The following is a 26146-nucleotide window of genomic DNA, read 5'->3' on the forward strand; positions in this document are numbered from 1 at the left end:
GTCATGAAGCCCGTCACGTACATCGCCCCGGCGCTCCTTGCGTTGGCCCTTTCGCCTCTTGCAGCGCTTGCAGGAGATGTGGCGGAGCTGAATATCCTGGGCTTCAGTGCCGATGGGAAGGTGTTCGCCTTCGAAGAATATGGGGTTCAGGACGGTTCAGGCTTCCCTTATGCAAACCGCTATTACATCGATGTTGAAACGGATCGGTCCGTGCCGGGTTCGCCCGTGCGGATACGCATCGACGATGAGTCGGCTTCGGTCGCTGATGCGAGAGAAAAGGCCCGTCATCTGGGTGCGAAGATATATGACGAGGATGAATTGGCCTCGAACCGCGGAACGCTGGTCGCTTCGAATCCTGTGACCGAAAGATCTGCGGATCCCCACCGCGTTGCCCTCAATCCGCGTCCCGTCTTTCCACCAATCGATCCGTTGTTAGAGTTCAGAATCGAGGAAATTTTCGTCGAGCAGCCTAAGCGTTGCGAGGGCCTGGTGGAGACAAAGGGGTTCAAGCTGATCAGAATCGGCGTTGAGCCGGGGAAGGAAACGCGTGTCTTGCACGAAGATGAGGCCATTCCGGATAGCAGAGGTTGCCCTACGGGCTATCGCATCGGTGGGGTCCAAACTTTCTTCCCAGATGATGCAGAGCCTGTTTATGCGATATTGATTGCCGTCGAGACACTCGGCTTCGAAGGTCCTGACTTTCGGTGGATCGCGATCCCCGGGCGCCTCTGATTCTCATTTGGCCGACTTGGTTGAGGAATTGTCGCACGTCTGCTAGGGAGCCCCAATCCTTCCCGGAACAATCAGGACGAGCCTCATGATCCCGCGCTATTCGCGACCCGAAATGGTTTCAATCTGGTCGCAGGAAACGAAATTCCGGATTTGGTTCGAGATCGAGGCGCACGCTTGCGACGCGCTCGCCGAGCTCGGCGTCATTCCAAGGGAAGCCGCGAAGACCATTTGGGAGCGCGGCGGCAGTGCTACGTTCGACGTCGCGCGGATCGACGAGATCGAACGCGAGACCAAACATGATGTCATCGCGTTTCTCACGCACCTTGCGGAATTCGTCGGCCCCGACTCGCGCTTCATTCACCAGGGCATGACGTCATCCGACGTGCTCGACACCTGCCTCTCGGTTCAGCTGACGCGCGCCGCCGACATTTTGCTGGCTGATATTGACGCGTTGCTCGCTGCGCTGAAAGCCCGCGCCTTTGAACACAAGGACACGGTCACCATTGGCCGCAGCCACGGTATCCACGCGGAGCCGACAACTTTTGGCGTCAAGCTTGCCCTCGCCTATGCTGAATTCGAGCGCTGCCGTCAGCGTCTGGTCCACGCACGTGAAGAGATCGCCACCTGTGCGATCTCCGGTGCCGTAGGCACATTCGCGAACATCGACCCACGCGTCGAGGAACATGTCGCAGCAAAGCTGGGCCTGAAGCCCGAGCCGGTGTCGACGCAGGTTATTCCCCGTGATCGCCACGCGATGTTCTTTGCAACTCTCGGCGTTATCGCTTCGTCGGTCGAGCGACTCGCCACTGAGATCCGTCACCTTCAGCGTACTGAAGTGCTTGAGGCTGAAGAGTACTTCTCTCCGGGCCAAAAGGGCTCATCGGCAATGCCTCACAAGCGTAACCCGGTGCTGACCGAAAACCTGACCGGTCTTGCGCGTCTAGTTCGCGGCATGGTCACCCCGGCCCTCGAGAATGTCGCCCTTTGGCATGAGCGGGACATTTCCCACTCATCAGTCGAGCGCATGATCGGCCCTGATGCGACAGTTACGCTGGACTTCGCCTTGGCGCGGCTGACGGGTGTGATCGAGAAGCTGGTGGTTTATCCGCAAAACATGCTCGACAATATGAACAAGTTCCGCGGCCTGATCCATTCGCAGCGGGTTCTGCTTGCGCTTACCCAGGCTGGTGTCTCTCGTGAAGATTCGTATCGCCTTGTACAGCGCAATGCGATGAAGGTCTGGGAGCACGGTGCGGACTTCCTCGAGGAACTCCTTGCTGATGCTGAAGTTCGCAAGGCGCTTTCCGAGGACGAAATCCGCGAAAAGTTCGATCTTGGCTACCACACCAAGCATGTAGACACGATCTTCAACCGGGTGTTTGGCGCAGTATAACGCTTAGTCGCGAACCGGAAGAACGCGAATTTCCGTATCCCAAGGGTCGCTGGCGACATGCTCGTCAGCGGCCTTTTTTGATAGAAGCTCCACGAAGCTCAGCCCCGTGCGATCCTTGCGGCGCGGGCCGGCACCTCTGCTTTGCCACGAATTGGCACCGATGTGGTGGTGGTAACCACCAGACGCCATGAAGACCGCTTGTCCACCATAGAGCAGCATCGTGTCCAGTCCCTGGGCCTCTCGCCACCATTGCTCCGCAGTCTGCACGTCACCTACCCTGAGGTGAACGTGACCGATCACCGTTCCGACCGGCGAGCCCGTCCATGCAGGATCGCTCGGTGAAAGCGTATCCAGGAGGCTCTGAATGTCGAGGGGATCGGTGCTCATGTGGACACTGTTGCCGCTGAAGGTCCACGCCTCGCGCGGCCTGTCAGCGTAAATTTCGACACCGTTCCCCTCAGGGTCGGTGAGGTAAAGAGCCTCACTCACGTCATGGTCCGCCGCACCATCGACCTTGATCCTGGTTTCGATCGCGTGATTGATCCATCGAGCAAGGTCCGTCCGTTCGGGAAACAGGAAGGCGGTGTGGTACAGGCCCGCGCTGCGCGGATCATCCTGCTGCAAAGACAGGGAACCTTCGATTTCCAGCAGTGGGCGCTCTTCCGTACCGAGGACGATCCGCTCAGCTTCTTTGCTCAATGTCTTCAGCCCAAGAATCGCGACGTAGTAATCCGCCAGACGCTGCGCGTCGCGGGCCTTGAGGCCAACTCGACCTATGCTCACCGGGGTTGTCGCACCGAACGGTAGCTTTGCCATAGGACCCTCCATCTTCCGTCACAGCCTGATCATCAAAGATGGCCTGCTTGTGTCCTTCAACAAGTGGCCTCCGTCGAGACTTCGCCAAGACGGTTGCATCGGCGCGCTCGCCCCGCTACATCACGGCCATGAAGGTCAAAGACGCAGATATTCTCATCATTCCCGGCTACACCAACTCCGGTCCAGATCACTGGCAGAGCCGGTGGCAGAGCAAGCTATCGACTGCACGTCGGGTAGAGCAGGCGGAATGGACAAAGCCTGTGAGGGAAGATTGGGTCGCTAATGTCGTTCGCGCGATCGATGAGGCCGAGCGGCCGGTCATCCTCGTCGCGCATTCATTGGGGATTCCCACCGCTATTCATGCTGCTCGCGAGGCGAAAAACTCCGTCGCGGGTGCCTTTTTCGTGGCTCCGCCCGATGTCGCGAATCTGGACATCCGGCCGAAGCATCTGATGACCTTTGGGCCCTACCCTCGAGATCCGTTGCCCTTCCCGTCCATTACTGTTGCAAGCCGGAATGATCCTTTCTGCGCCTTTGAAGTCGCTGAGGATATTGCAGGGGCTTGGGGGTCGAAGTTTATCGACGCAGGCGAGTCTGGACATCTGAACGCGGAGTCGGGACACGGACCGTGGCCGGAAGGTTCAATGACCTTCGCGGCCTTCCTGTCAAAGCTATAAGCAACGTTATACGACCGAAGCGCGGGCGGCATTTAGCAGTTGCTGCGCACCCAGCGTCATGTAGCGTTGCTCCGTGCCGAGGGCGAGAAGCCGGTAGCCGTAGGATATGTAACGCCCGCTCAGCGCAGGATCTACAACGTAGATCGCTGCATGTTTGTTTGTGGCGCGCGTTCGCCGACCAATATCCTCGATCGCCGACATCATGTCTTCGAGGCCCGGATTGATCGCGGCACCATTGGTCCAAGCGATCGAAAAGTCCGATGGTCCGACGAATATGCCGTCGATACCGGGAACCGCGAGAATGTCATCCAGAATCGCGAGCGCTTCCCGGGTCTCGACCATAGCCAAGGCAAGGGTCTTGTCGTTCTGGCTCCCCAACCATCGGGCGGGATCGGAATGCCCTCTCCGGGCCATGGCAAAGCCAGCGCCCCATGACCTCTGTCCGAGCGGTGGGTATTTCATGGATGCGGCGAAGGCTTCGGCGTCGGCGACCGTATTCACCATGGGCGCGATCACGGCGTCAGCACCGAAATCGAGTGCACGGCTCGCCATCTCGAAACGTCCTACCGGAATGCGCACGATTGCCGGCTTATTCGCCGCCAGGATCGGTGCGATGCCTCGCAAGATGCTGTCTTCGTGATGACCGCCATGCTGCATGTCAAGCGTAACAGCGTCGACTGCCGTAGCGGCCAATGCATCGACGGTGAGCGGATCAGGTATCCCCGACCAGGCGGTAAACACAGCCTGGTCAGCGGAAAGAAGGTCTAGAAGGCTCATATACTCACGCGTTCTTTATCGTCTCGACGGCCTGCGCAAGCAGCTCTTCCATCGTTCTGCGGATCTGGTGATCGGATTGGGAGACGCCTGAAGCTGCGAAGTCGGCTTTCAACTTCCGAAATACGTCTTCATCGCCCACTTCTTCGAAGTCAGCAATCACGACCTCTTTTGCATATGCCTCGGCATCGTCTCCGGTCTTTCCAAGTTTCTCAGCCGCCCACAGACCCAGTAACTTGTTTCGACGCGCATACGCCTTGAACCGCAACTCCTCGTCGTGGGCGAACTTCTTCTCGAAGGCGTCCTTGCGATCATCCATGTTGGTCATGCCCGTATCCTCTGTCGCCGGAGTTAGACGCCGGCATAAACGTAGCGTCATCCAAAGAACAAATGGCCGCCATCCGGTCAATATGCAGCTTGCATCAGATCTAGTGGTGCTCCATGTCTGGCCCAAGAGGCAAAGGTGAATAATTCCGAAATGGCGATTAGCTCCCCCTGCATCCTGGTATGCGTAATCGATCAGCAAAGCGGCTATTGCTTTGGCTGCGGTCGAACAACCGACGAAATCGCATCCTGGGTCAGCATGACAGAGGATGGTCGCGCACGGGTGTTGGCCGAGCTTCCCGGCCGCATGGAGGGAATTGAGCGAAAGCCGCGTCGAGAGACCAGACGGTCACGTATGGCCCGCGAACGTGGCGGAGCTTCGTGATGTCCCGGCTTTTATGGGTGCTCCTCGCTGCGATAGCACTCGGGTTGATCGTGCTGATCGCGCGGCACGATGCTGGAACGGTGTTCGGTCTGGAGAGTGAAGCTTTTGCCCGCACGCTGGCGCTGGGTACGATCGCCGCGTTCATCGGGGCCGGCATATTCCGCTCAGGCTACGCCTTCTCCTATCTTGCGAAGGCAGCTTTCTTCTGGTTGTTGATCATTGCAGCGCTGGTGGGTGGCTACCAGTACCGTTACGAGCTCCAGGACGTGGCGAACCGCATGACGGCGGGGCTTATTCCCGGCAGCCCCCTCTCCATCAAGGACGCAGATGGCCGCGTGTCGGTGATGCTGGAGCGCCTGCGAAACGGCCATTTTGAGGTGAAAGCGGAGTTTGACGGCGCTGCTGTGGTTGCGATGATCGACACCGGAGCAACGTCTACCGTTCTAACGTATCAAGACGCAGAACGGGCTGGTCTGAACCCGGACGGACTGGATTTTACGGTTCCTGTCATGACCGCCAATGGAACCGCGAAGGCGGCTCGGGCTGTGATCGATGAGTTGCGCATCGGCGCGATAGTCCGTCGACGCGTACCGGTTCTGGTAACCGAAGCAGGCCGGCTCGACAGGAGCCTGCTTGGAATGAACGTAATAGGCACCCTCTCCGGTTTTGATATGCGCGGAGATCGGTTGATCCTGCGAGATTAGGCTGCAGGTATCTCGACACTGTCGAAGCGGATGTGGCTAAGCGCTTCAAGCATGAGGCTCGGATCGGCACCTGCCCGCGTTGCGTCCGTCGACAATATCTGACGCCAGCGCCTTGCGCCTGGAAGGCCGTGAAACAGACCAGTCATATGCCGGGTGATATGAACCAGGCGGCCGCCATTCTCGATGTGTCGGGCCGAGTAACGTACCATCGTTTCGACCACCTCCTCCCAGTCAATCTGGTTCCGTTCGGCGCCGTATACGATGTGGTCTACCTCAGCCATGAGGCCAGGATTGTGATAAGCGGCACGGCCTAGCATGACGCCATCTACGCCATTGCTCAAGTGTGCCTTGACCTCTTCGACGCTTACGACCCCGCCGTTAATTCCGATGAATCGGCCTTCATGTCTCGCCTTAAGTCGATAAACACGATTATAATCTAACGGCGGTATACCTCTGTTTTCCTTAGGAGAAAGACCCTGAAGCCATGCCTTTCTTGCATGAACCCAGAGCGCATCTGCGCCTACCTCCAGCACAAGTTCGGCAAGATCATCCAACGCGAGCTCGGGGTCCTGGTCGTCGACCCCGATCCGGCACTTCACGGTCACGGGTACGTTGACCTCAGACTTCATGCTGTCAACGCACTCCGCCACGAGCCGAGGCGTCTTCATCAGGCACGCGCCAAAGGTACCTGATTGCACACGATCTGAGGGGCAACCGACGTTCAGGTTGATCTCGTCATATCCAAACTGGGCGCCGATGCGCGCAGCTGCCGCAAGCCTCTCGGGATCCGAGCCGCCGAGTTGCAGAGCAATCGGATGCTCCTGTGCATCGAACCCGAGGAGCCGTTCGCGGTCCCCATGAATGATCGCATCTGCGACGACCATTTCTGTGTACAGAAGTGCCCGCCGTGTAAGTTGCCGATGAAAAAATCGGCAGTGACGGTCACTCCAGTCCATCATCGGTGCGACAGAAAATTTGTGCTCGGGATAAGTCATCGTGCGCTGGCCGCAGGTCATGTTGCGGCTCAAATAGACGTTAAAGGCGAAAAAGTCACGCCGAGGGGCGCCACCAGCCGCCACCGCCGTCGATTTTGATGATCCCCGCCTGATCGGTTCTGGCGAGAAGCTCAGCAACAGGAGCGCCCTCAAGCGACAGATCAGGTGCGATCTCCTGTAGTGGTGCCAACACGAAGGCTCGGTCCTTCATCCGCGGATGAGGGACTTGCAGATCCCCCTCCTCGATACGCTCGTCGCCATAGATAAGGAGGTCGATATCGATGGTGCGCGGGCCCCAACGCTCCTTGCGCACCCGCTTCAGCGCGCGTTCGCGGTCTAGGCAGAGATCGAGCAGATCGCGAGCACTCAGCGAGGTTTCGACTGCCGCCACGGCGTTCAGGAAATCCGGTTGATCGGTCACGCCCCAGGGAGGCGTCCTATACAATGAGGACACCGAAAGGACCCGCACTTGTGGGGGAGCTTCCAAGGCACGCAAAGCAGTCGCCATGGAAACCACCGGATCGCCGACATTACCGCCTAACCCAAGGTAAGCAACTTTATTGCTGGGGCCAGGCAAGCGTGACCTCCACGTAGTCCAAGACACCTGGAACCGGCGCGTTTGGCTTGCGCACCGTGATCTGCGAGCTCACCATCTGCGGGAATTTCTCGCTGAGCGCCTTGGCGATATCAAGTGCCAGCGTCTCGATCAGGAAGCGCCTTTTGCCTGTAACGATCCTCTCAATTTCCATGAACGCGACGCCGTAATCGACTGTAGAAGCGATGGAATCCTGTTCCAGTCCGACATCCGGCCTCACAGTCAGTTCGCAGTCGACGTAGAAGCGCTGACCTAGACGCTCTTCCTCATCAAGGACGCCGTGCCTCGCAAAGAAGGCGCAATTTTTCATTCGAATGACGTACATGTGTAATTCCTTATGCGCCGGCACCGCCGGGATCTGCGGTAAACGAAACGGCTTAGCTACGCCCTGCAGTGACGCCGCGCTTGATTAGTTCGTCAGCAAATCTCAAGGCGTCGTGATTCATTGCAACGTTATGCACTCTGAATATTGCTGCGCCTTGGAAGCGGGTGATGACGCTCGTTGACGTCGTCCCCGCATCGCGCTCAGCAGCATCCTTGCCGGTTATCGTCCCAATGAAACGCTTTCGCGAGGTGCCGATCAGGAGGGGGAACCCGAGTGTATGGAGCTCGTCGAGCCTAGCCATCAAATCAAGATTTGCTTTTGGCGTTTCCTTCGCGAAGCCAAATCCGGGGTCAAGGACGATCTGTTGGTCCCTTACATTCGCGTCCTTGGCAATCTTGAGCGAATGCCGAAGAAAATGCAGCTGATCCTCGATGACATCAGGCAGCGTCTCCCGACCGCGCCCGGTGTGCATCACGACAAGACCGGCGCCGGTGTCAGCAGCTACCTTCGCTATTCCTGGCTCGCGCTGCAGACCCCAAACATCATTGACTATATGCGCGCCTGCATGGACGGCCCGCCTCGCCGTTTCTTCCCGGTATGTATCAACGGAAAGAATGACGTCGGATCGGTTTGCAAGCGCCTCGATGACGGGAAGAATGCGCCGCTGTTCTTCCTTGGCGTCGACCTGATCCCCTCCGGGTCGCGTAGACTCGCCGCCGATATCAATAATGTCGGCGCCTTCCCGGATTAATGTTTCTGCCTGTGCTAACGCCGCATCTATCGAGGTGTAACGGCCACCGTCGGAAAAACTGTCCGGCGTGACATTCAATATGCCCATCAAACGAGCAACGGGACCGAGTTCCAGGCTGCGCCCATGCGCAAGTGGCCAATGGTAAGAAGCGAACATTCGCTACTCCAAATGTATACAGTTCGTCCTTAGCCGCGCATCAGGCACATGACAATTAATTTTCAGCATATACGCCTCTTGGGCGGCGGGCTCCACATAGCTGATTGCCAAGAGGCTGCCCCCTCTCCAAAGTGCCACAGGGTAGTCAGATACGCGAAGAGGTCATGATTTAATGCGCAGAGCCGCAGTTCTGCTGTCCAGCGTTCTCGTGCCGCTGTGTTCGGCGGCTGAGCTTCGTGCCGCGACCGTCGAAAAGACTTACCGCTATTATAAGGTCAGGGGAGCTAGTCTGGAGGAAATCGAGCAGGATGTGCGGCGGAGAGGTCCAAAGCTTGAGTCGGGTGTGCGGCATCCAGGTGCGACATCTCTCGAATTCAAGGCGAACGTGTCTTACGCTGAACGCCCGGGGAGATGCTGGGTAGACGGCGCAACGGTTACGGTGAAGGCCGAAGTCACCCTTCCTCGATGGGTCGGCAACAGGAAGGCGGATCCGGACACTCGGCTAATCTGGCAGGCGCTTGAAATGGACATCAAGCGCCACGAAGAATTCCACGTCACGATTGCGAAAAATCATGCGTTCGCGCTTGAGCGCACGCTCACTGAGCTGCAGCGCTATTCCAGCTGCGAACGGGCCAAGGCGGCAACTCAGGAGACGATAGATAACGTGCTGAAGAGGCACGATAGAGAGCAGGAGAAGTTCGATCGCGTGGAAAGTGCGAATTTCTCGGATCGCCTCGCGCGGCTTGTTCGTAGCCGCGCTCAGCAGATGGATCAATTAAGGTGATCAGCCCTGACGTTCAGGCACGCGAACGACGAGGCCATCCAGTTCGTCGCGAAGCTTGATCTGGCAGGAGAGGCGCGAAGTGGGCCCAACTTCCCACGCGAAGTCGAGCATGTCCTCTTCCATCGGCTCCGGTGAGCCAACCAGAGGTGCCCATTCTTCATCGACGTAGACATGGCACGTAGCGCAGGCGCAGGCGCCGCCACATTCGGCCTCAATCCCAGGCACAGAATTGCGAATAGCGTTCTCCATGACGGTGGAACCGTTCTCGGCCTCGATCTCGAAGCGCGTGCCGTCATGGGTGATGTAAGTGATTTTGGTCATCGACTGGATTTGCCTTAGGATATGTGGGTAGATAAGCCGAGTACACGATGTATACATAGGCCCATTGAATAGAGTCAACGCGGTTGCGTGGGTGTCGTTACCTCCAGTTCGGACACCGCAAAATTCCGAACCTCGTCTATCAGGGACAATAGTTGTTCGACAAGCGCTGGCTCACTCGGCGCACGCTCCAGGCGCGCGGCACACTCAGCCAGCGCAAATGCCCCGAGCCCGGCTGCGGCCCCCCGAAGCGTGTGAGCCACCCGCAAAATTTCGTCTAGATCAGTGGAGCCGAGCACCTTCCGGCTGGATTCTAGCTGCTCGATAAACATGCCGACCACTTCCTTGCGCAGCTCAAGATCCCCCATGGTCTGGCGAGACAAATGGTCGAGATCAATTGCTGCAGCCGCGGAGGGTGAGGTGGCCGGATTAATCTGTGGATTTACCGGTCTCGTAAACTTTGTCACCATTAGGGTAGGCCAATACTTCATACTCTTCGCGCGACCTATACACGCGGAACGGGCAGTGCGTCACGCGCCTTTCCGCTGCGTTAACGAAGTAAGAAAAAATTTCAAAGGTTTCCGCCCGTTAACCTTATATTTAAAGTTTTACACATGGGCGCAAATGCGAGTTCCCTTAAACGGGCTGTGCCAGTACGATACGCATTGGCCCGGAAAGGGTCAGGCGTGCGGGCACGAGGCGCCGAAAGGCGGCCCGCTAGAGAGTACAGGGTATCAGCGGCATGGCGCGTAAAGCAGTTAACATCAGCGACCTCGACAACAACGTCGCCAAGGAACTGGAAGACGCTCTCGACATCGATCTTTTTGTCGATGACGGACAAAGCGGGCTGGATATGTCCAGCTCGATCGCGGATTTTGAAGCCCAGATCGCACAGGCGGCGGCAGACCTTGCTCGTGATTCAAGGGCTGCGACTGTCTCCTACGCGACATCCAAGGCAGAAAAGCCTGCTCCGAAGACACCCGTCGAGAAGCCTCAGCCGAAGCCCGCGAATGCACGTGAGCCCAACAGTGATCTGAAGCCGGTTGAGCTGGCTCCGTCGACACCGCCCTCGCCTCAGTTTACGCACGCCAACGACGATAGACAAAAAGACTATCGCGCGCTTCAGCAGATGGTCCATCGGCACGGCTCGCGGGCTATCTACTGGACTGTAGCCATCCTATCCCTCGCCTGGGTCGCAGGCGCTATGGTGATGGGCAGCATGCTCTTCTCGCCGCCTCTGTGGGAAGTGCGATCGATCTCCCAGCTCGTTTCTTCGCCTGGGCTGGTAGGCCTTATTGTTGCGATTGTGCTTCCGGTCATTCTTTTCTGGGGTTTTGGCGTGATGATCCGCCGGGCACAGGAAATGCGTGCCGCAGCCCAATCGATGACGGAAGTCGCAATCCGCCTTGCTGAGCCAGAGCAGCTTGCAACCGATCGCGTCATGATGGTCGGTCAGGCGGTACGCCGCGAAGTACAGGCGATGGGCGAAGGCATTGAACGCACCCTCGCCCGCGCTGTCGAGCTCGAGGCGCTGGTTCACACTGAGGTCAATGAACTTGAGCGTGCCTACTCGGACAATGAAAGCCGAATTCGTGCCCTTATCGATGGTCTTGGCAGCGAACGCGAAGCTGTCGTTATGCATGCGGAACGTGTTCGTGCATCTATTTCGGGCGCACATGAGACGCTGAAAGACGAACTGGCGTCTGCAAGCGACGTTATCAGCGACAATATTCTCGGGGTTTCCAGCCGCCTTGCTTCTACCATTTCCGACTCCGGTGCTCAGCTGGTCGACCGTATCAATGAAAGCGGCATGGGGCTCTACAGCACCCTCGATGAGCGACTGGATGCGATCGCTGACCGCATCACAACTTCCGGCGAGGGCTTTGCCAGCCTCCTCGATACACGAATTGCGAAACTGACCCAGAGCACTGACGACGTAACGCGTACGCTGTCGCAGATGCTCGATGAACGCACGTCCGGCATGGTGTCCCTGCTTGGCGGTGCTACCAACAATTTGAACTCTGAGCTGACCGCGCGACTGGAAGGCATTGAAGCGACCTTGCGCGAACGCGGTCAGGCTTTGATCCACGAGTTCCAGACCCGGGCAGAAGCGCTCGACACCGGCGCACAGAAGCTTAACGCTGCCCTTGAAGCACGTGCACGCCAGATTAACGAGACCCTAGTCGATAGGTCGCGCGAGATCGCGCAGACCTTTACCGATGGCAAGCAGGCCATTAGCGCCGTCGTTGAAGAGAGCAAGGCGCGCATCGGTTCGGAAATGGCCGAATTGGTCATGTCGACTTCTACGATGCTCGAAGGTCGCGCTTCCGAATTCGCCGAGCGTCTGGGTCAGGGACGCGACCTCATCGCGCAAGCCCTCGAGGCTGATCTCGCGCAGGTTGCCGAGGCACGGCAGAGCGTCGATGTGGCCATGACAAGCCATGTTGAGCGCCTAGCGCAGGGCCGCCAGCTTCTCTCCAACCTTTTGGAGGAAGACCTCCAGAAGGTGGCATCGACACACGAAATGATCGAAGCAGCGGTCCACGGCAACATTGAGAAGTTTGCCGAGAGCCGCGAGGCAATGACGCGTGCTCTGGAAGACGACCTCCATAAGTTGACCGAAGCGCGCGCGCAGGTTGACGCTGCGGTCACTGGCCATATCGAAAAATTCGCCGAGGGGCGCGTACAAATTGCCGCCGTGCTCGAAACTGATCTTGAGCGCGTTCGGCAGGCGCGAGACGAGCTCGACGGAGCCGTTTCTCAGCATGTGGCCACCATCGTCGAGCGCCAGAAGGATCTTACAACAGCTCTATCCGTGGATATCGCCCGGGTGGAAGGTGCCTTTGATCAGCAGGCGAACGTCCTGGGAGAGCGGACTGCGGAAATGCAGAGCGTGCTCTCTAGCAGCATTGACCAGATCAAGGACACCTTCGGGAACGAGGTCGCTCGCATCGACAACGCGCTTGCAGGACAGGCAGATGTTATCGCAGATCGTGCGCAGGCAGTCGAAGCTCGCTTGTCAGCCGGTGCTGAGGCGATCCGCGCGAACATCGACTCCGACCTTGCACGTATCGATGATGCACTGGCGAACCAGCATCAGGTGATCGAAGCACGCACCCGCACGATCGAAAGCGCTCTGCATGCTGGCGCCGACAACATTCGAAACGTGCTTGGTGATGATCTTGCCAAAATCGAAGATGTGCTTGCACGCCAAAGCGGTGTTATTGAACAGCGCACAAAGCAGCTTCATGAAAGCCTGACGGCTGATGTCGGTCGTTTCGAGCACGTTTTTGATCGTCAGGCCGAGGTGCTCGAGAACCGCACCAGCGCGCTGGCCGACAAGGTTCGCGAAAGCGCAGAAGCTGTTCACGGCATACTCTCGCATGACGTTTCCCGTCTTGAAAACGCGTTTGCCCAGCACGCTGGCTTGATCGAGGAGCGTTCAGGCGAGCTGTCTCACGCAATTGCGTCCGGCGCGGCAGTCGTCCGCAACGCGATTGGCGAGGACATCCAGCAGATTGAGCGGGTCTTTGCAGAACAGGCTGGCGTAATCGAAGCTCGCACTGGTGCCCTGGCCGAGACGCTTGTTTCGGGCGCAGCAACTGTTCGCGACGCACTCGGACAGGATGTTGAACGGATCGAAACTCTGTTCGGCCAGCAGGCCGGGTTGATCGACGAACGCACAGCCGGCCTCGCTAATGCTCTTGTGAGCGGCGTATCTCATGTTCGCAATGTCATCGGGGAAGACATCCAGCAGATCGAGGGAGCCTTCGCTCAGCACGCCGGCGTCATTGACGAGCGCACGGCCGAATTGAAAAACGCTCTTGCGGCCGGCGTTGCCCAGGTTCGCAATGCCGTCGGCGAAGATATCCAGCAGATTGAAGGCGTCTTCGCGCAGCAGGCGGGTGTCATCGACGAACGTACCGCTCTACTGCGGAATGCGCTTCAGTCAGGCATTGCGCAGGTCCGGAACGTCATTGGCGATGACATTCAACAGATCGAAGGCGCATTTGCTCAGCAAGCGGGAGTCATCGACGAGCGTACGGCCCAGCTGAGGGATGCACTTGCGGCAGGCATTGCACAGGTGCGGGAAGTCGTCGGCGAAGACATTCAGCAAATCGAAGGAACATTCGCGCAGCAGGCTGGTCTGATCAAGGAGAGCACCACCGAGCTGAAGCACACCCTCGCCTCTAATATCGCTCAGGTGCGCAATGTCATCGGTGACGACATTCAGCAGATCGAAGGCGCATTTGCTCAGCAAGCGGGAGTCATCGACGAGCGTACGGCCCAGCTGAGGGATGCACTTGCGGCAGGCATTGCACAGGTGCGGGAAGTCGTCGGCGAAGACATTCAGCAAATCGAAGGAACATTCGCGCAGCAGAGCGGCATCATCGAAGAGCGTACGCGCACGATGGAGACCGCTTTGCGCATCGGCGTCGACAACGTCAAGAATGCGTTGGAGAGCAGCGCCGTCGTCGTTGCAGGTTCGCTCCGCGACAAGGTCCTCGAAGCAACGTCTCAGATCGGGGAACAGGCCCATCGCGCTATTGCTGAAGCAGACGAGCTGATTGCAGTTCGCACTGCTGAAAGCGCAAACGCATTCGGCGCTCGCGTGGGTGAATTCGAACAAGTGTTCTCTGCTGCAGAACGGCGTATGGCAGAACGTACACTTGAGGCTGCGGAACAGATGCGCAGCCAGGCAGATGAGGCTGCAGGCATCTTTGCCGTACGCGCCGCAGAGATCCGTGCTGCGTATGACGACGCTGACAAGCGCCTCGCAGAACGTATCGCCCTTTCCGGGGCAGAACTCGGTGGGCATGCCGATGAGGTAGCTCGTGCCCTCGCCGAGCGCGCCCATGAAGTGAAGCAGGTCTTTGACCAGGCCGATCGTGAGATCGGACAGCGCGTTATTCAAACGGCGGAAGCGTTCGCCGAGCGTGCGGCGCAGATCAAGCAAATCTTCGACGCCACCGACAGCCACCTTGGCGAGCGGGTTGAGCAGACTGCGCAGGCACTTGCCGCCCGCGCAGCCGAGATCAAGACCGTATTCGACGATGCTGATCGCTACCTTGGTGCAAGCGTCGAGCGTACCGCCCAAGCATTCACGGCCCGCGCAGAAGAAATCCGCAACGTGTTCAACGATGCTGATCGTCATCTGGGCGAACGTATACAGAGCAGCGCTCAGGAGTTCAGCAATCGTGCCGAGGAGATCAAGGGCGCGTTTGACGAAGCTGGTCGCCACCTCGGTGACCGTGTCGAGCAAACCGCGTCTTCGCTGGTTGCCCGCGTTTCGAACATCACGAATTCGTTCGATGAAGTGGATGAGCGGCTTGCAGCGCGGACCGGCGAACTAGGCGAAGTGTTCAGCAAGGCTGACAACGCCATTCTCGCCCGTACCCAACAGACTGCAGACATTCTCAACAACCGCGTGAATGCTCTGACCAATGCAATGGCTGCTGCCGAACAGCGCCTCGCTATCAGCGCGGCCGAAGCGGGACAGACGCTTCAGGAACATGTCTCGAAGGTTGAAGCTGATCTCGCTTCACGTGCAGAGGGTCTGACCGAAGCTCTGTCGAACGTCGGCGAGAAGATCGAAGAATCGACCAGCTCGGCGACTGGCGCGATTGACATGAAGACTCGCCAGCTTAACGCGTTGCTCGCCGCCCGCTCCAACGAGCTCGCCCGCATTCTGGATGAACGGGCGCAGCCACTAGTCGAGCAGTTTGCGCAAAGCGGGGAAGAGTTGCAGAAGAACCTCGAGGAAGCGACGGACAAGGCCACGGAGCGTCTGCGCCAGCAAAACGCTGCCCTGGTGAACGCACTCGCCTCTCGGACAGCTGAGACCCTGTCGGCCGTCGACTCTGCAACGAGTACTCTTGCTGAACGTGTCTCCTCGTTGATCGAACGCTTGGGCGCATCCAACGTGCAGCTCAACACGCTCGTCGAGAACGCAGCGTCGAACCTCGTGAACATCGATGAGAAGATTGCTGGCACGACAGAGCGTTTTGCCGCAACCACCGAGCGTGCCGCACAGTCCTTTGCGACCTCGGCGCGCCTCATCGACGCAAATGCGGGGCGCCTGAACGAGCTCTCCACGGTCACGCTCAAGGATGTCGCGAACATCGCCAACCGGTTCGATGATCATGCCGGCATGCTGCGTTCGGCTTCGGAACTGCTGAGCGCCGCTCAGAGCGAGTTTGCATCGACCATCGATGGCCGCAAGGAAGCGCTCGAGGCTCTTGCAACCGGTCTCGTAAACAAGTCGGGCGACATCGAACGCGTCATGCGTTCCTTCGAGGAACTCATCAATCGCTCCCTGCAGTCTGCTGAAGGCCGGACACGTGCCTCGACCGAGCAGATCCGTGGAGCAATTGCTGAGACCGTCGAAGGTGCAACCAAGCGCTTCGCCGATGCTACCGAGGAAATCCGTCGCACCGCGAAGTCCATTCGTCAGGAACTCGACCTGACACGCGCGGAAGTCAAAAAGGGCGTCATGGAGCTACCGGAGGAGACCAAGCAGTCGACCTCGGCGATGCGTCGCGCGGTGAGCGAGCAGATTAACGCACTCAAGGAGCTCGCAGACATCGTGGCCAAGTCTGGTCGTGCATTCGATGCCACCGAGCGTAAGCCGGCTCCTAAGGCGCCGCTGGTTCAAGCACCGGTACAGACACTCGCGCCACCGCCGCCCGCCCCGGCACGTGCTGTACAGCCTGCGCAGCCGGCTCCCGCGGAGCCTTCTGGCCAGGCTTCTGGCGGATGGGTGAAGGACCTTCTGCGCGGTGCTTCTCGCGAGGAGGCTGCCCCCGCCCCTAGCCCGAAGCCCGCCAGCAATGTCAGCCGCTCGCCGCTGCATCTCGTCGAGTCCCTAAACTCGTTGTCTGTCGATATTGCGCGAGCGATCGATCACGATGCGTCGATCGAGCTGTGGGAACGGTACCGCCGCGGCGAACGCAACGTCTTCACCCGCCGGCTGTACACGCTGAAGGGACAGCAGACGTTTGAGGAGATCCGCCGCAAGTACCAGTCCGACTCGGAGTTCCATGCAGCGGTGGACCGCTACTGCCGTGACTTCGAAAAGCTGTTGCAGGATGTCGGCCGCAACGACCGTGACAACATCATGACGCAGACATATCTGTCGTCGGACACAGGCAAAGTCTACACGATGCTGGCCCACGCCAGCGGCCGCTTGAAGTAAGGCGGTAGCTCAGACTGAAAAGGCGGCCCTGTGGCCGCCTTTTTTGTTGCTCTCATAATCCGAGGGTGCCCTACCGGCAAAGCCAGGGAGCGTTTATCAATGGAGTTAAAGCCGTGCGCGTCGACCAGTAGTTTTGCGCCACGCTTCAGGTTCTCGTTTTTAGTTAGACGTGGGGTCGGTTCCACTTTCGGCAGACATGCTTTAAGCCCAACAAAAAAAACGCGCCCTGAATTCAGAGCGCGTTTATAATTGAAGACGGTGTCAAGCGATGCCTGTCAGACCAACCTGCTCTGTTCCATAGCTGCATTGATGAAGCTGGAGAAAAGCGGGTGAGGATCCAGCGGACGCGACTTTAGTTCCGGGTGATACTGAACGCCGATGAACCATGGATGGTCCGCATATTCCACCGTCTCCGGAAGGACGCCATCTGGCGACATTCCTGAGAAGATCAGGCCGCACTCCTCGAGGCGTTCCTTGTAATCGATGTTGACCTCATATCGGTGACGATGGCGCTCGAGGATGTCGTTCGACCCGTAAATCTCCGAAATTTTCGTTCCGTCCTTCAGGGTCGAAGGGAAAGCGCCAAGACGCATCGTTCCGCCGAGATCGCCGCTTGCGCGGCGCTTTTCGAGCATGTTGCCCTTTAACCATTCAGTCATCAGGCCGACAACAGGCTCAACCGTCTCTCCAAATTCGGTAGAAGACGCATTCTTGATGCCCGCTAAGGAACGTGCCGCTTCGATGCACGCCATCTGCATGCCGAAGCAGATGCCGAAATACGGCACCTTGCGTTCACGTGCGAATTTTGCAGCGAGAATCTTACCTTCAGCACCACGCTCGCCAAAACCGCCCGGTACCAGGATCCCGTGGACCTTCTCGAGATAGGGAGCAGGATCTTCCTTCTCGAAGATCTCAGCCTCGATCCATTCGAGGTTTACGCGAACCCGGTTAGCAAGACCGCCATGCGATAGGGCTTCAATCAGTGACTTATAGGCGTCCTTGAGGCCGGTGTACTTGCCGACCACAGCGATCGTGACTTCGCCTTCGGGGTTGTGAATACGCTCTGTTACCCCGTGCCAGCGCTCCAGGCGAGGCTTGGGCGCCGGATCGATACCGAACGCTGCCAGAACTTCGCTGTCCAGCCCTTCGTGGTGGTACGCTTCCGGCACGTCGTAGATGTGAGCCACGTCGAGCGCCTGGATAACTGCGCTTTCCCGAACATTACAGAACAGCGAAAGCTTTCTGCGTTCTTCCTTGGGAATTTCGCGATCCGCACGCACCAGGAGGATATCGGGTGCAATACCAATCGAGCGGAGTTCCTTGACCGAATGCTGGGTCGGCTTCGTCTTGAGTTCGCCTGCGGATGAAATCCACGGCATGAGCGTCAGGTGAATGAAGACAGAGCCGCCACGTGGCAGTTCATTGCCGAGCTGACGAATCGCCTCAAGGAACGGCATCGCTTCGATGTCGCCCACGGTTCCACCGATTTCGCACAGCACGAAATCGAAGTCGTCATTGCCGTCGAGAATGAAATTCTTGATCTCGTCGGTGACGTGGGGGATCACCTGCACCGTTGCGCCAAGATAATCACCGCGCCGTTCGCGCTCGATGATGTTCTGATAGATGCGACCGGTCGTGATGCTGTCCTGACGATTGGCCGAGCGTCCGGTAAAACGCTCATAGTGACCCAGATCGAGGTCCGTCTCGGCCCCGTCATCAGTGACGAATACTTCGCCATGCTGATAGGGACTCATCGTCCCCGGATCGACATTAAGATAGGGATCTAGCTTGCGTATCCGCACACGATAGCCACGCGCTTGCAACAGAGCTCCGAGAGCCGCTGCAGCGATGCCTTTTCCGAGTGAGGAGACCACGCCGCCGGTGATGAAAACATATCGCGCCATGGGAGTCGTCGCTTAGCCTTCTGGTTTTGATTCCGCCAGCAAAAAATGCTTCCAGGAAGCATTTTTCTGTTCACGTTTTCACAAAAGAAAAGGGCCGACGCGGGCCGGCCCTGCGCTTATAGCAGTATTTCCGGATCCTACTGACCCGATGGAACCTGCGGCTGAGCAGGTTGAGCCGGCACTTCCGGCGTCTCAGATGAGCCACCCAGTTGATCCAACACACCAGCGCCGCCTGACTGACCCTGTTCCGTTGTCGGCAGGCGATCAAGAATGTTGATTGGCTGCTCCTGATAACGTGCCAGCAAAGACAGCGCCATCGACGTTGCGAAAAAACCAACTGCCAGGATCGCAGTTGCACGGGTAAGCGTGTTGGCGGCTCCGCGGGCGGTCATGAAGCCGGATCCACCGCCGATGCCGAGACCACCGCCCTCCGAACGCTGCAGGAGCACAACCCCGACCAGGGCGAGAACGATCATCAGGTGAATGACGACTAGGACTGTCTGCATGGCTCACTTCCAGCGTTGTTCGTAGGCCGCATACCAAGAGTGCTGCGGCCACGCGGCTCCTTACACGGATTTACCGTGTTTTCCAATCATATTGGGACTGTTTGCGTCCCAAAAAAGCCCCTGCGTCGTTTGAAGCAGGAGAGACCGCCTGAGGCCTACAGAGTCCGATAGGCTTCTGCAATACCAAGAAAGTCCGAAGCCTTCAGGCTCGCACCGCCCACCAGGGCACCGTCCACATTCTCAACCGCCATCAACTCTTTTGCATTGGCGGGCTTCACCGAGCCTCCGTAAAGGATACGAGTTTTAGCTGCCTGCCCTGCCATCACCTTCTTGAGTTCGCTGCGAATATGCGCATGCGCTTCGGCGACATCGGCAACGGATGGGGTCAAGCCGGAACCGATTGCCCATACTGGCTCGTAAGCAACAATGGTGTTTTCAGCAGTGGCATCGTTTGGGATCGACCCAGCAATCTGCCTGGATAGCACTTCCAAGGTCTTCCCCGCCCGGCGCTCCGCCTCTGTCTCGCCGAAGCAGATAATCGCGACCAGACCAGCGCGCCAAGCTGCAACGGCTTTCGAGCGTACCACGTCATCGGTCTCAGCATGGTCTGTCCGGCGCTCCGAGTGCCCGACGATGACATAGGCTGCGCCAGCGTCTTTGAGCATCTCAGAGGAAACGTCGCCGGTATGTGCGCCCGATTCCTTCGCGTGACAGTCCTGTCCACCAGCTTTCACCATCCCAGATCCAAGAGTGTTGCTTGCCCGCGACAGAAGCGTCGCCGGGACACAAATCAATGCATCTACATTCGCTTCCGGACCGCCGGAAAAACCTTCTGCAATCGCGGCAAGTTCAGCGAGTGCGCTGCTGGTGCCGTTCATCTTCCAGTTACCAGCTACGAGGGGGCGGATTCCGGGTGTCATCGGGGATAATTCCTTCAAATGGCGGTGACGCAGGGCTTTCCTACCAAAATCAGGGCACAAAGCAATCGACACCGAGGGGGATCGGCGGTATTGCCGATGCGCGGCTAACCGCTCGGTATTTGGCACTAACCGGGAAATGACATGCTCACCATTCTACGAAATGCGGCTGGTACTTGGGTCGCCAAACTGCTCCTCGTCCTTTTGGTTTTGAGTTTCGCAGTCTGGGGTATCTCCGGCCAGATTTTTGGTGGATTGGGTTCCAACGTCGTGCAGGTCGGCGGGACGCGCGTATCCGTCCTTGAATACCGCCTTGCCTACGATCGCCAGATCCGGCAGCTGTCGCAGCAATTTGGCATGCCGCTGACGCGGGAACAGGCTCAGGCCTTTGGCGTGGACAACCAGGTTCTTTCCCAGTTGGTCGCCGGAGCTGTGCTGGACGAGCAGGCTCGCGAGATGCGCCTTGGGCTTTCGCGTGATCGCCTCGCCGCACTAACTGCGGAGGATCCTGCGTTTCAATCAGCGGATGGCCGTTTTGATCGCATGCAGTTCGACTGGGTTCTTCGCCAGGTCGGCATGTCCCCTAATGACTATCTGAAAAATCGCGAACAGGTTGCGATTCGCCAGCAGGTAATTGAAGCCGTTTCGGACGGCCTTGCCGCGCCGGACACTTTCCTCAAGGCCATGGCTCTTTATCAGGGTGAAGATCGAACCGTCGAATACGTCGTTCTTCCCCGCTCGTTGGTTGAGCCGGTAGACGCGCCGACAGAAGCGCAGGTCGCCGCATTCTTCGAGGAAGGTAAATCGAGCTATGCTGCACCGGAATTCCGGAAGATTTCCTACGTCAAGCTGGAGCCGGAAGCGATCGCTGATCCTGCCTCGGTAACTATCGAAGATGCGCGCGCGCAATTTGACCAGACAGTCTCACGATACACGACTCCTGAGCGCCGCAAGATCGAGCAGATTGTCTTTGCAAACGAAGACGCAGCGAACGCAGCCCTTGAAAAGATCCGCGGCGGTGCCTCCTTTGAGGACATCGTCAGTGGGGAAGGAAAAAACCTTAACGACGTGCTTCTTGGGACTTTCGAGAAGGAACGCGTCGCTGATCCAGCGATTGCAGAAGCGGCGTTCGCCCTCGATCAGGGTGAGGTCAGCGAGATCGTCCAGGGTGCATTCGGCCCGGTCATCGTTCGCGTGAGCGAGATCACCCCAGCGGTCATCCAGCCATTCGAATCCGTCGCTGAGGCGATTCGTAAGGATCTGGCGCTTGCTGAAGCTACCCAGATCCTGATGGACGTCCACGACGCGTATGAAGATGCGCGCGCAGCTGGCGAAACCATGCGCGAGGCCGCTGCTCGCCAGCGCCTGGATGTCGTGACGATTGAGGCCGTCGATCGCACAGGCAAGACACCGGAAGGTACATTGCTCACTGACCTGCCTGAATCGAGCACCCTGCTTCGCGAGGCTTTTGATACAGAGGTGGGCGTCGAGAACCCTTCGATCAATTTCGGGTCTAACGGCTATCTGTTCTACGAGGTCGAGAGCGTTACTCCAGCACGAAACAGAGAGTTGGCAGAAGTTCGTGACCAGGTCGTCGCGGATTGGACGGCCGAAGAAGCTGAAACACGTTTGGCAGAGCAGGCTGCAGCGCTCCAGAAGCGTGTCTCCGACGGCGAGGATCTTGCGGCCATCGCTCAGGAACTCAGCCTTGAGCTGCAAACGCGCCGTGGCCTCAAGCGTGATTCATCTGATGCCGGGCTTGGACAGGGTGGCGTTGCTGCGGCGTTCGGTGTTGCGGCGGGCAACAGCGGCGTCGTGACCGGACCTGAGGAAGGCACGCAGATCGTGTTCCGCGTGATTGAATCTGTACAGCCGATCAACGCCACTGCAGAAGCTATCGGACAGCAGACAAAGGACGGTCTTTCCGCTGGCCTGTCGGATGATCTGATCGATCAGTTGGTTGCTCGCCTCCAGACGCAGTACGCCGTAACTGTGGATCGGAGTGCCATCCAACAGGCACTGAGCTTCTAAGGGGCGTTGAGGAAATGAGCGACTTCAAATCACACATTGCCAAAGCAGCCTCTGGGGAGCCTCTAACCTTCGAGGAAGCGCGTAGCGCCTTCGACATCATGATGTCGGGCAACGCAACGCCGAGCCAAATTGGAGGCTTCCTGATGGCGTTGAGGACACGGGGCGAAACCGTGCCGGAAATCTCCGGTGCTGTTGCAACGATGCGCGCCAAGATGCTGCGCGTGGATGCGCCTGATAATTCGGTCGACATCGTCGGAACGGGTGGTGACTCGTCCGGCTCCTATAATGTCTCCACTTGCGCGGCATTCATTGTGGCAGGAGCGGGTGTTCCAGTCGCCAAGCATGGTAATCGCGCCTTGTCATCGAAGTCCGGCGCAGCAGATGCCCTTGCCGCTCTTGGCGTAAATATCGAAATTGGACCGGAGGCGATTTCGGCGTGCATCCATGAGGCTGGTGTCGGCTTCATGTTCGCCCCCGTCCATCACTCCGCTATGCGCCACGTCGGGCCTACGCGTGTTGAGCTTGGTACCCGCACGATCTTCAACCTGCTCGGGCCACTGGCCAATCCTGCAGGTGTGACGAAACAACTTGTCGGCGTTTATTCCCCCGAATGGGTGGTGCCAATCGCAGAAGTGCTGCAAGGCCTCGGCGCAACATCGACCTGGGTTGTCCATGGTGCGGGTCTGGACGAACTGACCACCGCCGGGACCACACAAGTCGCGGCAATTTCTGGCGGCTCGATCCGCACTTTTGAAGTGACGCCCGAGGAAGTAGGCTTGCCTCGGGTCACTCAGGCTGACTTGAAGGGCGCGGACGCCGAGCACAATGCTCGAGCGCTGCGCAGCGTGCTTGCAGGCGAAAAATGCCCCTATCGTGAGATCTCGGTCCTTAACGCGGCCGCTGCGCTAGTCATTGCAGGCACAGCGGAAAATTTGCGCGAAGGCGTAGACCTCGCTTCGAAGGCCATCGATAGTGGCGCTGCAACTGCGGCGCTCGACAAGCTCGTTGAAGTTTCTAACCGGGGCAAAGAATGACGGATATCCTGCGCAAGATCGAGGCCTACAAGCGAGAAGAAATCGCAGCTGCAAAAGCTCGGCTTTCCCTCGATGAGGTCAAGGCTCGTGCCGCGGATGTCGCCGCACCCCGCGGATTTCAGCGCGCGATTTCTGCCAAACTGGAAGCCGGCGGCTTCGCGCTGATTGCGGAGATCAAGAAGGCAAGCCCCTCCAAGGGCCTCATCCGTTCCGATTTCAATCCGCCGGCGTTGGCGCAAGCTTATGAAGCTGGAGGCGCAGCCTGCCTATCCGTACTCACAGACACGCCATCGTTCCAGGGCTCTCCTGAGTATCTAAGTGCAGCCCGTGATGCCTGTTCGCTTCCGGCCCTGCGCAAGGACTTCATGTTCGAGCCCTACCAGGTTTACGAAGCGCGCAGCTGGGGTGCCGATGCCATTTTGATTATTATGGCGAGCCTCACAAATGATGAGGCGAAAGCACTGGAAGACACTGCTTTCGAAACCGGAATGGATGTGCTGATCGAAGTGCATGACGAGGAGGAGCTTGAACGTGCGCTTGGCGCCCTGTCCTCCCCGCTGCTTGGGATCAACAATCGTAACCTCCGCACCTTCGAGGTCTCATTGGAGACATCGGAACGTCTGGCCAGGATGATCCCGCAGGACCGGATCATCGTCGGTGAGAGCGGAATTTTCACTCACGACGACTGTCTCCGACTCGCAAAGTCGAACATTTCGACGTTCCTTGTCGGCGAGAGCCTGATGCGGCAGGAAGACGTGACCGCTGCAACTGAGGCACTGCTGGGAAATCGGACGGCCTCCTAAATGAGCGAACTCACTCATCTTGGTGCTTCAGGCGAGGCCAACATGGTCGATGTTGGCGACAAGGCGGAAACCGTTCGGACGGCAATTGCCGAGGGATCGGTGATCATGCTTCCCGAAACTCTACGTACCATTTTGGCCGGCGACGCTAAGAAGGGTGATGTTCTTGGTGTTGCGCGCATCGCCGGCATCATGGCTGCGAAAAAGGCCCATGAGCTGATTCCCCTCTGCCATCCGCTACTTTTGAATAAAGTGGCAGTCGAGATTGAACCGGATGAAACACTGCCGGGCCTGCGCGTGACCGCCCTCGCCCGCGTCAGCGGCAGGACCGGGGTTGAGATGGAAGCGTTGACGGCCGTCTCCGTGGCGTGCCTGACGATCTATGACATGGCAAAGGCAGTCGACAAGGCGATGACGATTTCTGAAGTTCGTCTCGTTGAGAAGACCGGGGGCAAATCGGACGATTTTCACCGCGGGGCAATCTGATGGCGCTTCTTCCGGTCAACGAGGCGCTGGAGAGACTTCTCTCCGATGTAAAGCCACTTCCAGCGGAGACCTCCAGCCTTGCAGATGCTATAGGGCGCACTCTCGCGCACGACCTCTATGCATTGCGCACGCAGCCACCGTTTGCCGCGTCTGCAATGGACGGATATGCCGTGCGCGCCGAAGACATTGCATCACTTCCGGCGAAGCTCCAGGTGACTGGGGAATCGCTCGCCGGCAGGCGCTTCGAAGGCACGTTGAACGCGGGCCAGGCTGTTCGCATTTTTACCGGTGCACCGGTCCCGGAAGGTGCTGATACGGTCCTTCTGCAGGAAGATGCCATCGTACATCCAAATGGATTCATCGAGGCGGCGGAGTCTACCGCATTCGGTCGACACATCCGCAAGGCGGGTCTCGATTTCGTTTCGGACGAGAAATTGCTTGAGGCAGGCCGGGTGCTGGATGGACCTGCGCTGGCACTTGCCGCAGCTGCAAACCACCCCACAGTCAGCGTGGTCAAAAAACCTCTAGTGGCTATCCTCGCAACCGGATCCGAGCTGGTTGCACCCGGGAATGAGCCGGGTCCGGACCAGATCGTCGCGTCCAACACGTTCGCCATTATGGCTCTGGTCGTTGAGGCTGGCGGTGAGGTGCTCGATCTGGGCATCGTCGGCGATGATCTGGCGGCACTGGACCTCGCGATCGAACGCGCACGCAACTCCGGTGCAGATGTTCTCGTCACTTTGGGCGGCGCATCAGTGGGCGATCATGACCTCGTAAAGGAAGCTCTGACCGCGGCCGGGATGGAATTGAATTTCTGGAAGATCGCCATGCGGCCCGGCAAGCCCCTGATGTATGGGAGGCTTGCTCAGCTGCGTATTCTCGGGCTTCCTGGCAACCCGGTATCCAGCGTTGTATGTGGCCAGTTGTTCCTCAAGCCACTGGTCGCAGCTCTGTGCGGCGCAGACCATCGCCACGACTTCCGCAGCGCCGTCCTTGGCGCCGCGATGGAGGCCAACTCGACGAGGCAGGACTACGTGCGGGCTGTAGTTGCAACGGCCGAACATCATGGGGACCAGCTCGTTGCAACGCCATTCGCGACGCAGGACTCATCCATGTTGAAAACACTGGCCGAGGCCAATGCGTTGATTGTGCGTGAGCCCTACGCACCCGCCGCTGCTGTTGGCGACCCCTGCAAGGTGCTCATGCTGCGCTAAGCAACCTCGATCGTGTGCTTGTGCGTGTAGATCGTGCCGTCATCGTCAGTCCAGGCAAACTCGAATTCGCCGCTTTTCACGATCTTTGCGTGAAATTCGAAATACGGATTGGCTGAAATCGCCGGCTCAAGATCGCACGAGAAGACGGGCTCTCTGTTGAAAGTGCACGTAAAGCTGTTCACGATCTTTCGCGGGATTATTGTACCAGAGCTGTCGCGCCTCTGACCGGATTCCATCGGGTGACTGAGCAAGGCGCGGATCAGGATTATCTCGCCCGCCTTAGCGGTATCGGGTACGCGAACACGCGGTCTTGATGACATCATTATCTCC

General features: G+C 58.4%; 25 protein-coding genes. 12 read left to right on the forward strand and 13 right to left on the reverse strand.

The genetic code is table 11. The features are described 5' to 3' along the window. Window positions 1-3 precede the first annotated feature (3 nt). Entirely contained in the window at window positions 4-732 is a 729-nt protein-coding gene (locus tag IOD40_RS02230; protein ID WP_198473824.1) for a DUF2259 domain-containing protein, read from the forward strand. A gap of 85 nt (window positions 733-817) precedes the next feature. Then, window positions 818-2125 carry an adenylosuccinate lyase gene (gene purB, locus IOD40_RS02235; RefSeq protein WP_198473826.1) on the forward strand — a complete coding sequence of 436 codons (1308 nt, stop codon included), beginning with the start codon at window positions 818-820 and terminating at the stop codon, window positions 2123-2125. Between the two features lie 3 nt (window positions 2126-2128). On the opposite strand, the gene IOD40_RS02240 is transcribed toward purB, so the two are convergent. Continuing rightward, window positions 2129-2941 (reverse strand): VOC family protein, encoded by an 813-nt coding sequence (locus IOD40_RS02240; RefSeq protein WP_198473828.1) that lies wholly within the window; start codon window positions 2939-2941, stop codon window positions 2129-2131. A gap of 128 nt (window positions 2942-3069) precedes the next feature. Between IOD40_RS02240 and IOD40_RS02245 the strand changes: the two genes are divergently transcribed. Further along, entirely contained in the window at window positions 3070-3618 is a 549-nt protein-coding gene (locus IOD40_RS02245; protein ID WP_198474247.1) for an RBBP9/YdeN family alpha/beta hydrolase, read from the forward strand. 6 nt (window positions 3619-3624) lie between these two features. Here the strand turns inward: IOD40_RS02245 and IOD40_RS02250 are convergent, their stop codons facing one another. Further along, on the reverse strand, window positions 3625-4395 hold the full coding sequence (locus IOD40_RS02250; protein ID WP_198473830.1) for an HpcH/HpaI aldolase family protein: 771 nt from the start codon (window positions 4393-4395) through the stop codon (window positions 3625-3627). A gap of 4 nt (window positions 4396-4399) precedes the next feature. Further along, a complete protein-coding gene (locus IOD40_RS02255) occupies window positions 4400-4720 on the reverse strand; it encodes a DUF1476 domain-containing protein (RefSeq protein ID WP_198473832.1) in 321 nt (106 codons plus the stop codon). 150 nt (window positions 4721-4870) lie between these two features. On the opposite strand from IOD40_RS02255, the gene IOD40_RS02260 reads away from it, so the two are divergent. Beyond that, on the forward strand, window positions 4871-5101 hold the full coding sequence (locus IOD40_RS02260; RefSeq protein WP_198473834.1) for a DUF1289 domain-containing protein: 231 nt from the start codon (window positions 4871-4873) through the stop codon (window positions 5099-5101). Beyond that, window positions 5101-5805, forward strand: coding sequence for a retropepsin-like aspartic protease family protein (locus IOD40_RS02265; protein ID WP_198473836.1), 705 nt, complete (start codon window positions 5101-5103; stop codon window positions 5803-5805). The genes IOD40_RS02260 and IOD40_RS02265 overlap by 1 nt, the downstream gene beginning before the upstream one ends. Here IOD40_RS02265 and dusA read toward each other — a convergent pair. Genes dusA through folP form a run of 4 tightly spaced genes read right to left on the reverse strand, consistent with a single transcriptional unit; the run spans window position 5802 to window position 8627 of the window. Next, window positions 5802-6800 carry a tRNA dihydrouridine(20/20a) synthase DusA gene (gene dusA / locus IOD40_RS02270; protein WP_198474249.1) on the reverse strand — a complete coding sequence of 333 codons (999 nt, stop codon included), beginning with the start codon at window positions 6798-6800 and terminating at the stop codon, window positions 5802-5804. The genes IOD40_RS02265 and dusA overlap by 4 nt on opposite strands. 55 nt (window positions 6801-6855) lie before the next feature. Next, complete coding sequence (folK, locus tag IOD40_RS02275) at window positions 6856-7377, reverse strand: 2-amino-4-hydroxy-6-hydroxymethyldihydropteridine diphosphokinase (RefSeq protein ID WP_198473838.1); 522 nt, start codon at window positions 7375-7377, stop codon at window positions 6856-6858. Next, window positions 7358-7720, reverse strand: coding sequence for a dihydroneopterin aldolase (gene folB, locus IOD40_RS02280; RefSeq protein WP_198473840.1), 363 nt, complete (start codon window positions 7718-7720; stop codon window positions 7358-7360). The genes folK and folB overlap by 20 nt, the downstream gene beginning before the upstream one ends. Before the next feature lie 52 nt (window positions 7721-7772). Then, on the reverse strand, window positions 7773-8627 hold the full coding sequence (gene folP / locus IOD40_RS02285) for a dihydropteroate synthase (RefSeq protein ID WP_198473842.1): 855 nt from the start codon (window positions 8625-8627) through the stop codon (window positions 7773-7775). A 172-nt stretch (window positions 8628-8799) separates the two neighbouring features. On the opposite strand from folP, the gene IOD40_RS02290 reads away from it, so the two are divergent. Continuing rightward, on the forward strand, window positions 8800-9411 hold the full coding sequence (locus IOD40_RS02290) for a DUF922 domain-containing Zn-dependent protease (protein WP_198473844.1): 612 nt from the start codon (window positions 8800-8802) through the stop codon (window positions 9409-9411). On the opposite strand, the gene IOD40_RS02295 is transcribed toward IOD40_RS02290, so the two are convergent. Together IOD40_RS02295 and IOD40_RS02300 are read right to left on the reverse strand one after the other, a co-directional pair. Further along, window positions 9412-9732, reverse strand: coding sequence for a 2Fe-2S iron-sulfur cluster-binding protein (locus tag IOD40_RS02295; RefSeq protein ID WP_198473846.1), 321 nt, complete (start codon window positions 9730-9732; stop codon window positions 9412-9414). A 74-nt stretch (window positions 9733-9806) separates the two neighbouring features. Next, window positions 9807-10196 (reverse strand): Hpt domain-containing protein, encoded by a 390-nt coding sequence (locus IOD40_RS02300; RefSeq protein ID WP_210336764.1) that lies wholly within the window; start codon window positions 10194-10196, stop codon window positions 9807-9809. Between the two features lie 275 nt (window positions 10197-10471). On the opposite strand from IOD40_RS02300, the gene IOD40_RS02305 reads away from it, so the two are divergent. Next, on the forward strand, window positions 10472-16924 hold the full coding sequence (locus tag IOD40_RS02305; RefSeq protein ID WP_198473850.1) for an apolipoprotein A-IV repeat region-like domain-containing protein: 6453 nt from the start codon (window positions 10472-10474) through the stop codon (window positions 16922-16924). 275 nt (window positions 16925-17199) lie between these two features. Here IOD40_RS02305 and IOD40_RS02310 read toward each other — a convergent pair whose 3' ends face one another. The 3 genes from IOD40_RS02310 to tpiA all read right to left on the reverse strand — a co-directional run bounded on the left by IOD40_RS02310 (window position 17200) and on the right by tpiA (window position 20254). Continuing rightward, window positions 17200-18828 (reverse strand): CTP synthase, encoded by a 1629-nt coding sequence (locus tag IOD40_RS02310; RefSeq protein WP_198473852.1) that lies wholly within the window; start codon window positions 18826-18828, stop codon window positions 17200-17202. Between the two features lie 137 nt (window positions 18829-18965). Beyond that, complete coding sequence (gene secG, locus IOD40_RS02315) at window positions 18966-19334, reverse strand: preprotein translocase subunit SecG (RefSeq protein WP_198473854.1); 369 nt, start codon at window positions 19332-19334, stop codon at window positions 18966-18968. A gap of 155 nt (window positions 19335-19489) precedes the next feature. Continuing rightward, a complete protein-coding gene (tpiA, locus tag IOD40_RS02320; RefSeq protein WP_198473856.1) occupies window positions 19490-20254 on the reverse strand; it encodes a triose-phosphate isomerase in 765 nt (254 codons plus the stop codon). Window positions 20255-20395: 141 nt separating this feature from the next. On the opposite strand from tpiA, the gene IOD40_RS02325 reads away from it, so the two are divergent. Genes IOD40_RS02325 through IOD40_RS02345 form a run of 5 tightly spaced genes read left to right on the forward strand, consistent with a single transcriptional unit; the run spans window position 20396 to window position 25816 of the window. Beyond that, on the forward strand, window positions 20396-22282 hold the full coding sequence (locus IOD40_RS02325) for a SurA N-terminal domain-containing protein (RefSeq protein WP_198473858.1): 1887 nt from the start codon (window positions 20396-20398) through the stop codon (window positions 22280-22282). 14 nt (window positions 22283-22296) lie between these two features. After that, the gene (gene trpD, locus IOD40_RS02330) at window positions 22297-23316 is read left to right on the forward strand and encodes an anthranilate phosphoribosyltransferase (protein WP_198473860.1); all 1020 of its coding nucleotides are present in this window, start codon (window positions 22297-22299) and stop codon (window positions 23314-23316) included. Then, the gene (gene trpC / locus IOD40_RS02335) at window positions 23313-24119 is read left to right on the forward strand and encodes an indole-3-glycerol phosphate synthase TrpC (protein ID WP_198473862.1); all 807 of its coding nucleotides are present in this window, start codon (window positions 23313-23315) and stop codon (window positions 24117-24119) included. The genes trpD and trpC overlap by 4 nt, the downstream gene beginning before the upstream one ends. Continuing rightward, a complete protein-coding gene (gene moaC / locus IOD40_RS02340; RefSeq protein ID WP_198473864.1) occupies window positions 24120-24602 on the forward strand; it encodes a cyclic pyranopterin monophosphate synthase MoaC in 483 nt (160 codons plus the stop codon). It begins immediately after the preceding gene. Beyond that, a complete protein-coding gene (locus tag IOD40_RS02345) occupies window positions 24602-25816 on the forward strand; it encodes a molybdopterin molybdotransferase MoeA (protein WP_198473866.1) in 1215 nt (404 codons plus the stop codon). The genes moaC and IOD40_RS02345 overlap by 1 nt, the downstream gene beginning before the upstream one ends. Here the strand turns inward: IOD40_RS02345 and soxZ are convergent. Beyond that, complete coding sequence (gene soxZ, locus IOD40_RS02350; RefSeq protein WP_198473868.1) at window positions 25813-26136, reverse strand: thiosulfate oxidation carrier complex protein SoxZ; 324 nt, start codon at window positions 26134-26136, stop codon at window positions 25813-25815. The genes IOD40_RS02345 and soxZ overlap by 4 nt on opposite strands. Between the last annotated feature and the right edge of the window lie 10 nt (window positions 26137-26146).

It is taken from the genome of Aquamicrobium zhengzhouense (genome assembly GCF_016124105.1).
Taxonomy (GTDB): Bacteria; Pseudomonadota; Alphaproteobacteria; order Rhizobiales; family Rhizobiaceae; genus Aerobium; species Aerobium zhengzhouense.

What these genes read in the sequence shown, in the direction of transcription:
- IOD40_RS02260 (WP_198473834.1), top strand. Translation starts at nt 4,871, where the DNA reads ATGGCGATTAGCTCCCCCTGCATCCTGGTATGCGTAATCGATCAGCAA.
- soxZ (WP_198473868.1), bottom strand. Translation starts at nt 26,136, where the DNA reads ATGTCATCAAGACCGCGTGTTCGCGTACCCGATACCGCTAAGGCGGGC.
- IOD40_RS02265 (WP_198473836.1), top strand. Translation starts at nt 5,101, where the DNA reads ATGTCCCGGCTTTTATGGGTGCTCCTCGCTGCGATAGCACTCGGGTTG.
- moaC (WP_198473864.1), top strand. Translation starts at nt 24,120, where the DNA reads ATGAGCGAACTCACTCATCTTGGTGCTTCAGGCGAGGCCAACATGGTC.
- IOD40_RS02345 (WP_198473866.1), top strand. Translation starts at nt 24,602, where the DNA reads ATGGCGCTTCTTCCGGTCAACGAGGCGCTGGAGAGACTTCTCTCCGAT.
- IOD40_RS02310 (WP_198473852.1), bottom strand. Translation starts at nt 18,828, where the DNA reads ATGGCGCGATATGTTTTCATCACCGGCGGCGTGGTCTCCTCACTCGGA.
- IOD40_RS02325 (WP_198473858.1), top strand. Translation starts at nt 20,396, where the DNA reads ATGCTCACCATTCTACGAAATGCGGCTGGTACTTGGGTCGCCAAACTG.
- IOD40_RS02295 (WP_198473846.1), bottom strand. Translation starts at nt 9,732, where the DNA reads ATGACCAAAATCACTTACATCACCCATGACGGCACGCGCTTCGAGATC.
- folB (WP_198473840.1), bottom strand. Translation starts at nt 7,720, where the DNA reads ATGTACGTCATTCGAATGAAAAATTGCGCCTTCTTTGCGAGGCACGGC.
- tpiA (WP_198473856.1), bottom strand. Translation starts at nt 20,254, where the DNA reads ATGACACCCGGAATCCGCCCCCTCGTAGCTGGTAACTGGAAGATGAAC.
- trpC (WP_198473862.1), top strand. Translation starts at nt 23,313, where the DNA reads ATGACGGATATCCTGCGCAAGATCGAGGCCTACAAGCGAGAAGAAATC.
- IOD40_RS02290 (WP_198473844.1), top strand. Translation starts at nt 8,800, where the DNA reads ATGCGCAGAGCCGCAGTTCTGCTGTCCAGCGTTCTCGTGCCGCTGTGT.
- IOD40_RS02245 (WP_198474247.1), top strand. Translation starts at nt 3,070, where the DNA reads ATGAAGGTCAAAGACGCAGATATTCTCATCATTCCCGGCTACACCAAC.
- IOD40_RS02250 (WP_198473830.1), bottom strand. Translation starts at nt 4,395, where the DNA reads ATGAGCCTTCTAGACCTTCTTTCCGCTGACCAGGCTGTGTTTACCGCC.
- IOD40_RS02255 (WP_198473832.1), bottom strand. Translation starts at nt 4,720, where the DNA reads ATGACCAACATGGATGATCGCAAGGACGCCTTCGAGAAGAAGTTCGCC.
- dusA (WP_198474249.1), bottom strand. Translation starts at nt 6,800, where the DNA reads ATGACTTATCCCGAGCACAAATTTTCTGTCGCACCGATGATGGACTGG.
- IOD40_RS02240 (WP_198473828.1), bottom strand. Translation starts at nt 2,941, where the DNA reads ATGGCAAAGCTACCGTTCGGTGCGACAACCCCGGTGAGCATAGGTCGA.
- IOD40_RS02230 (WP_198473824.1), top strand. Translation starts at nt 4, where the DNA reads ATGAAGCCCGTCACGTACATCGCCCCGGCGCTCCTTGCGTTGGCCCTT.
- IOD40_RS02305 (WP_198473850.1), top strand. Translation starts at nt 10,472, where the DNA reads ATGGCGCGTAAAGCAGTTAACATCAGCGACCTCGACAACAACGTCGCC.
- trpD (WP_198473860.1), top strand. Translation starts at nt 22,297, where the DNA reads ATGAGCGACTTCAAATCACACATTGCCAAAGCAGCCTCTGGGGAGCCT.
- secG (WP_198473854.1), bottom strand. Translation starts at nt 19,334, where the DNA reads ATGCAGACAGTCCTAGTCGTCATTCACCTGATGATCGTTCTCGCCCTG.
- folP (WP_198473842.1), bottom strand. Translation starts at nt 8,627, where the DNA reads ATGTTCGCTTCTTACCATTGGCCACTTGCGCATGGGCGCAGCCTGGAA.
- purB (WP_198473826.1), top strand. Translation starts at nt 818, where the DNA reads ATGATCCCGCGCTATTCGCGACCCGAAATGGTTTCAATCTGGTCGCAG.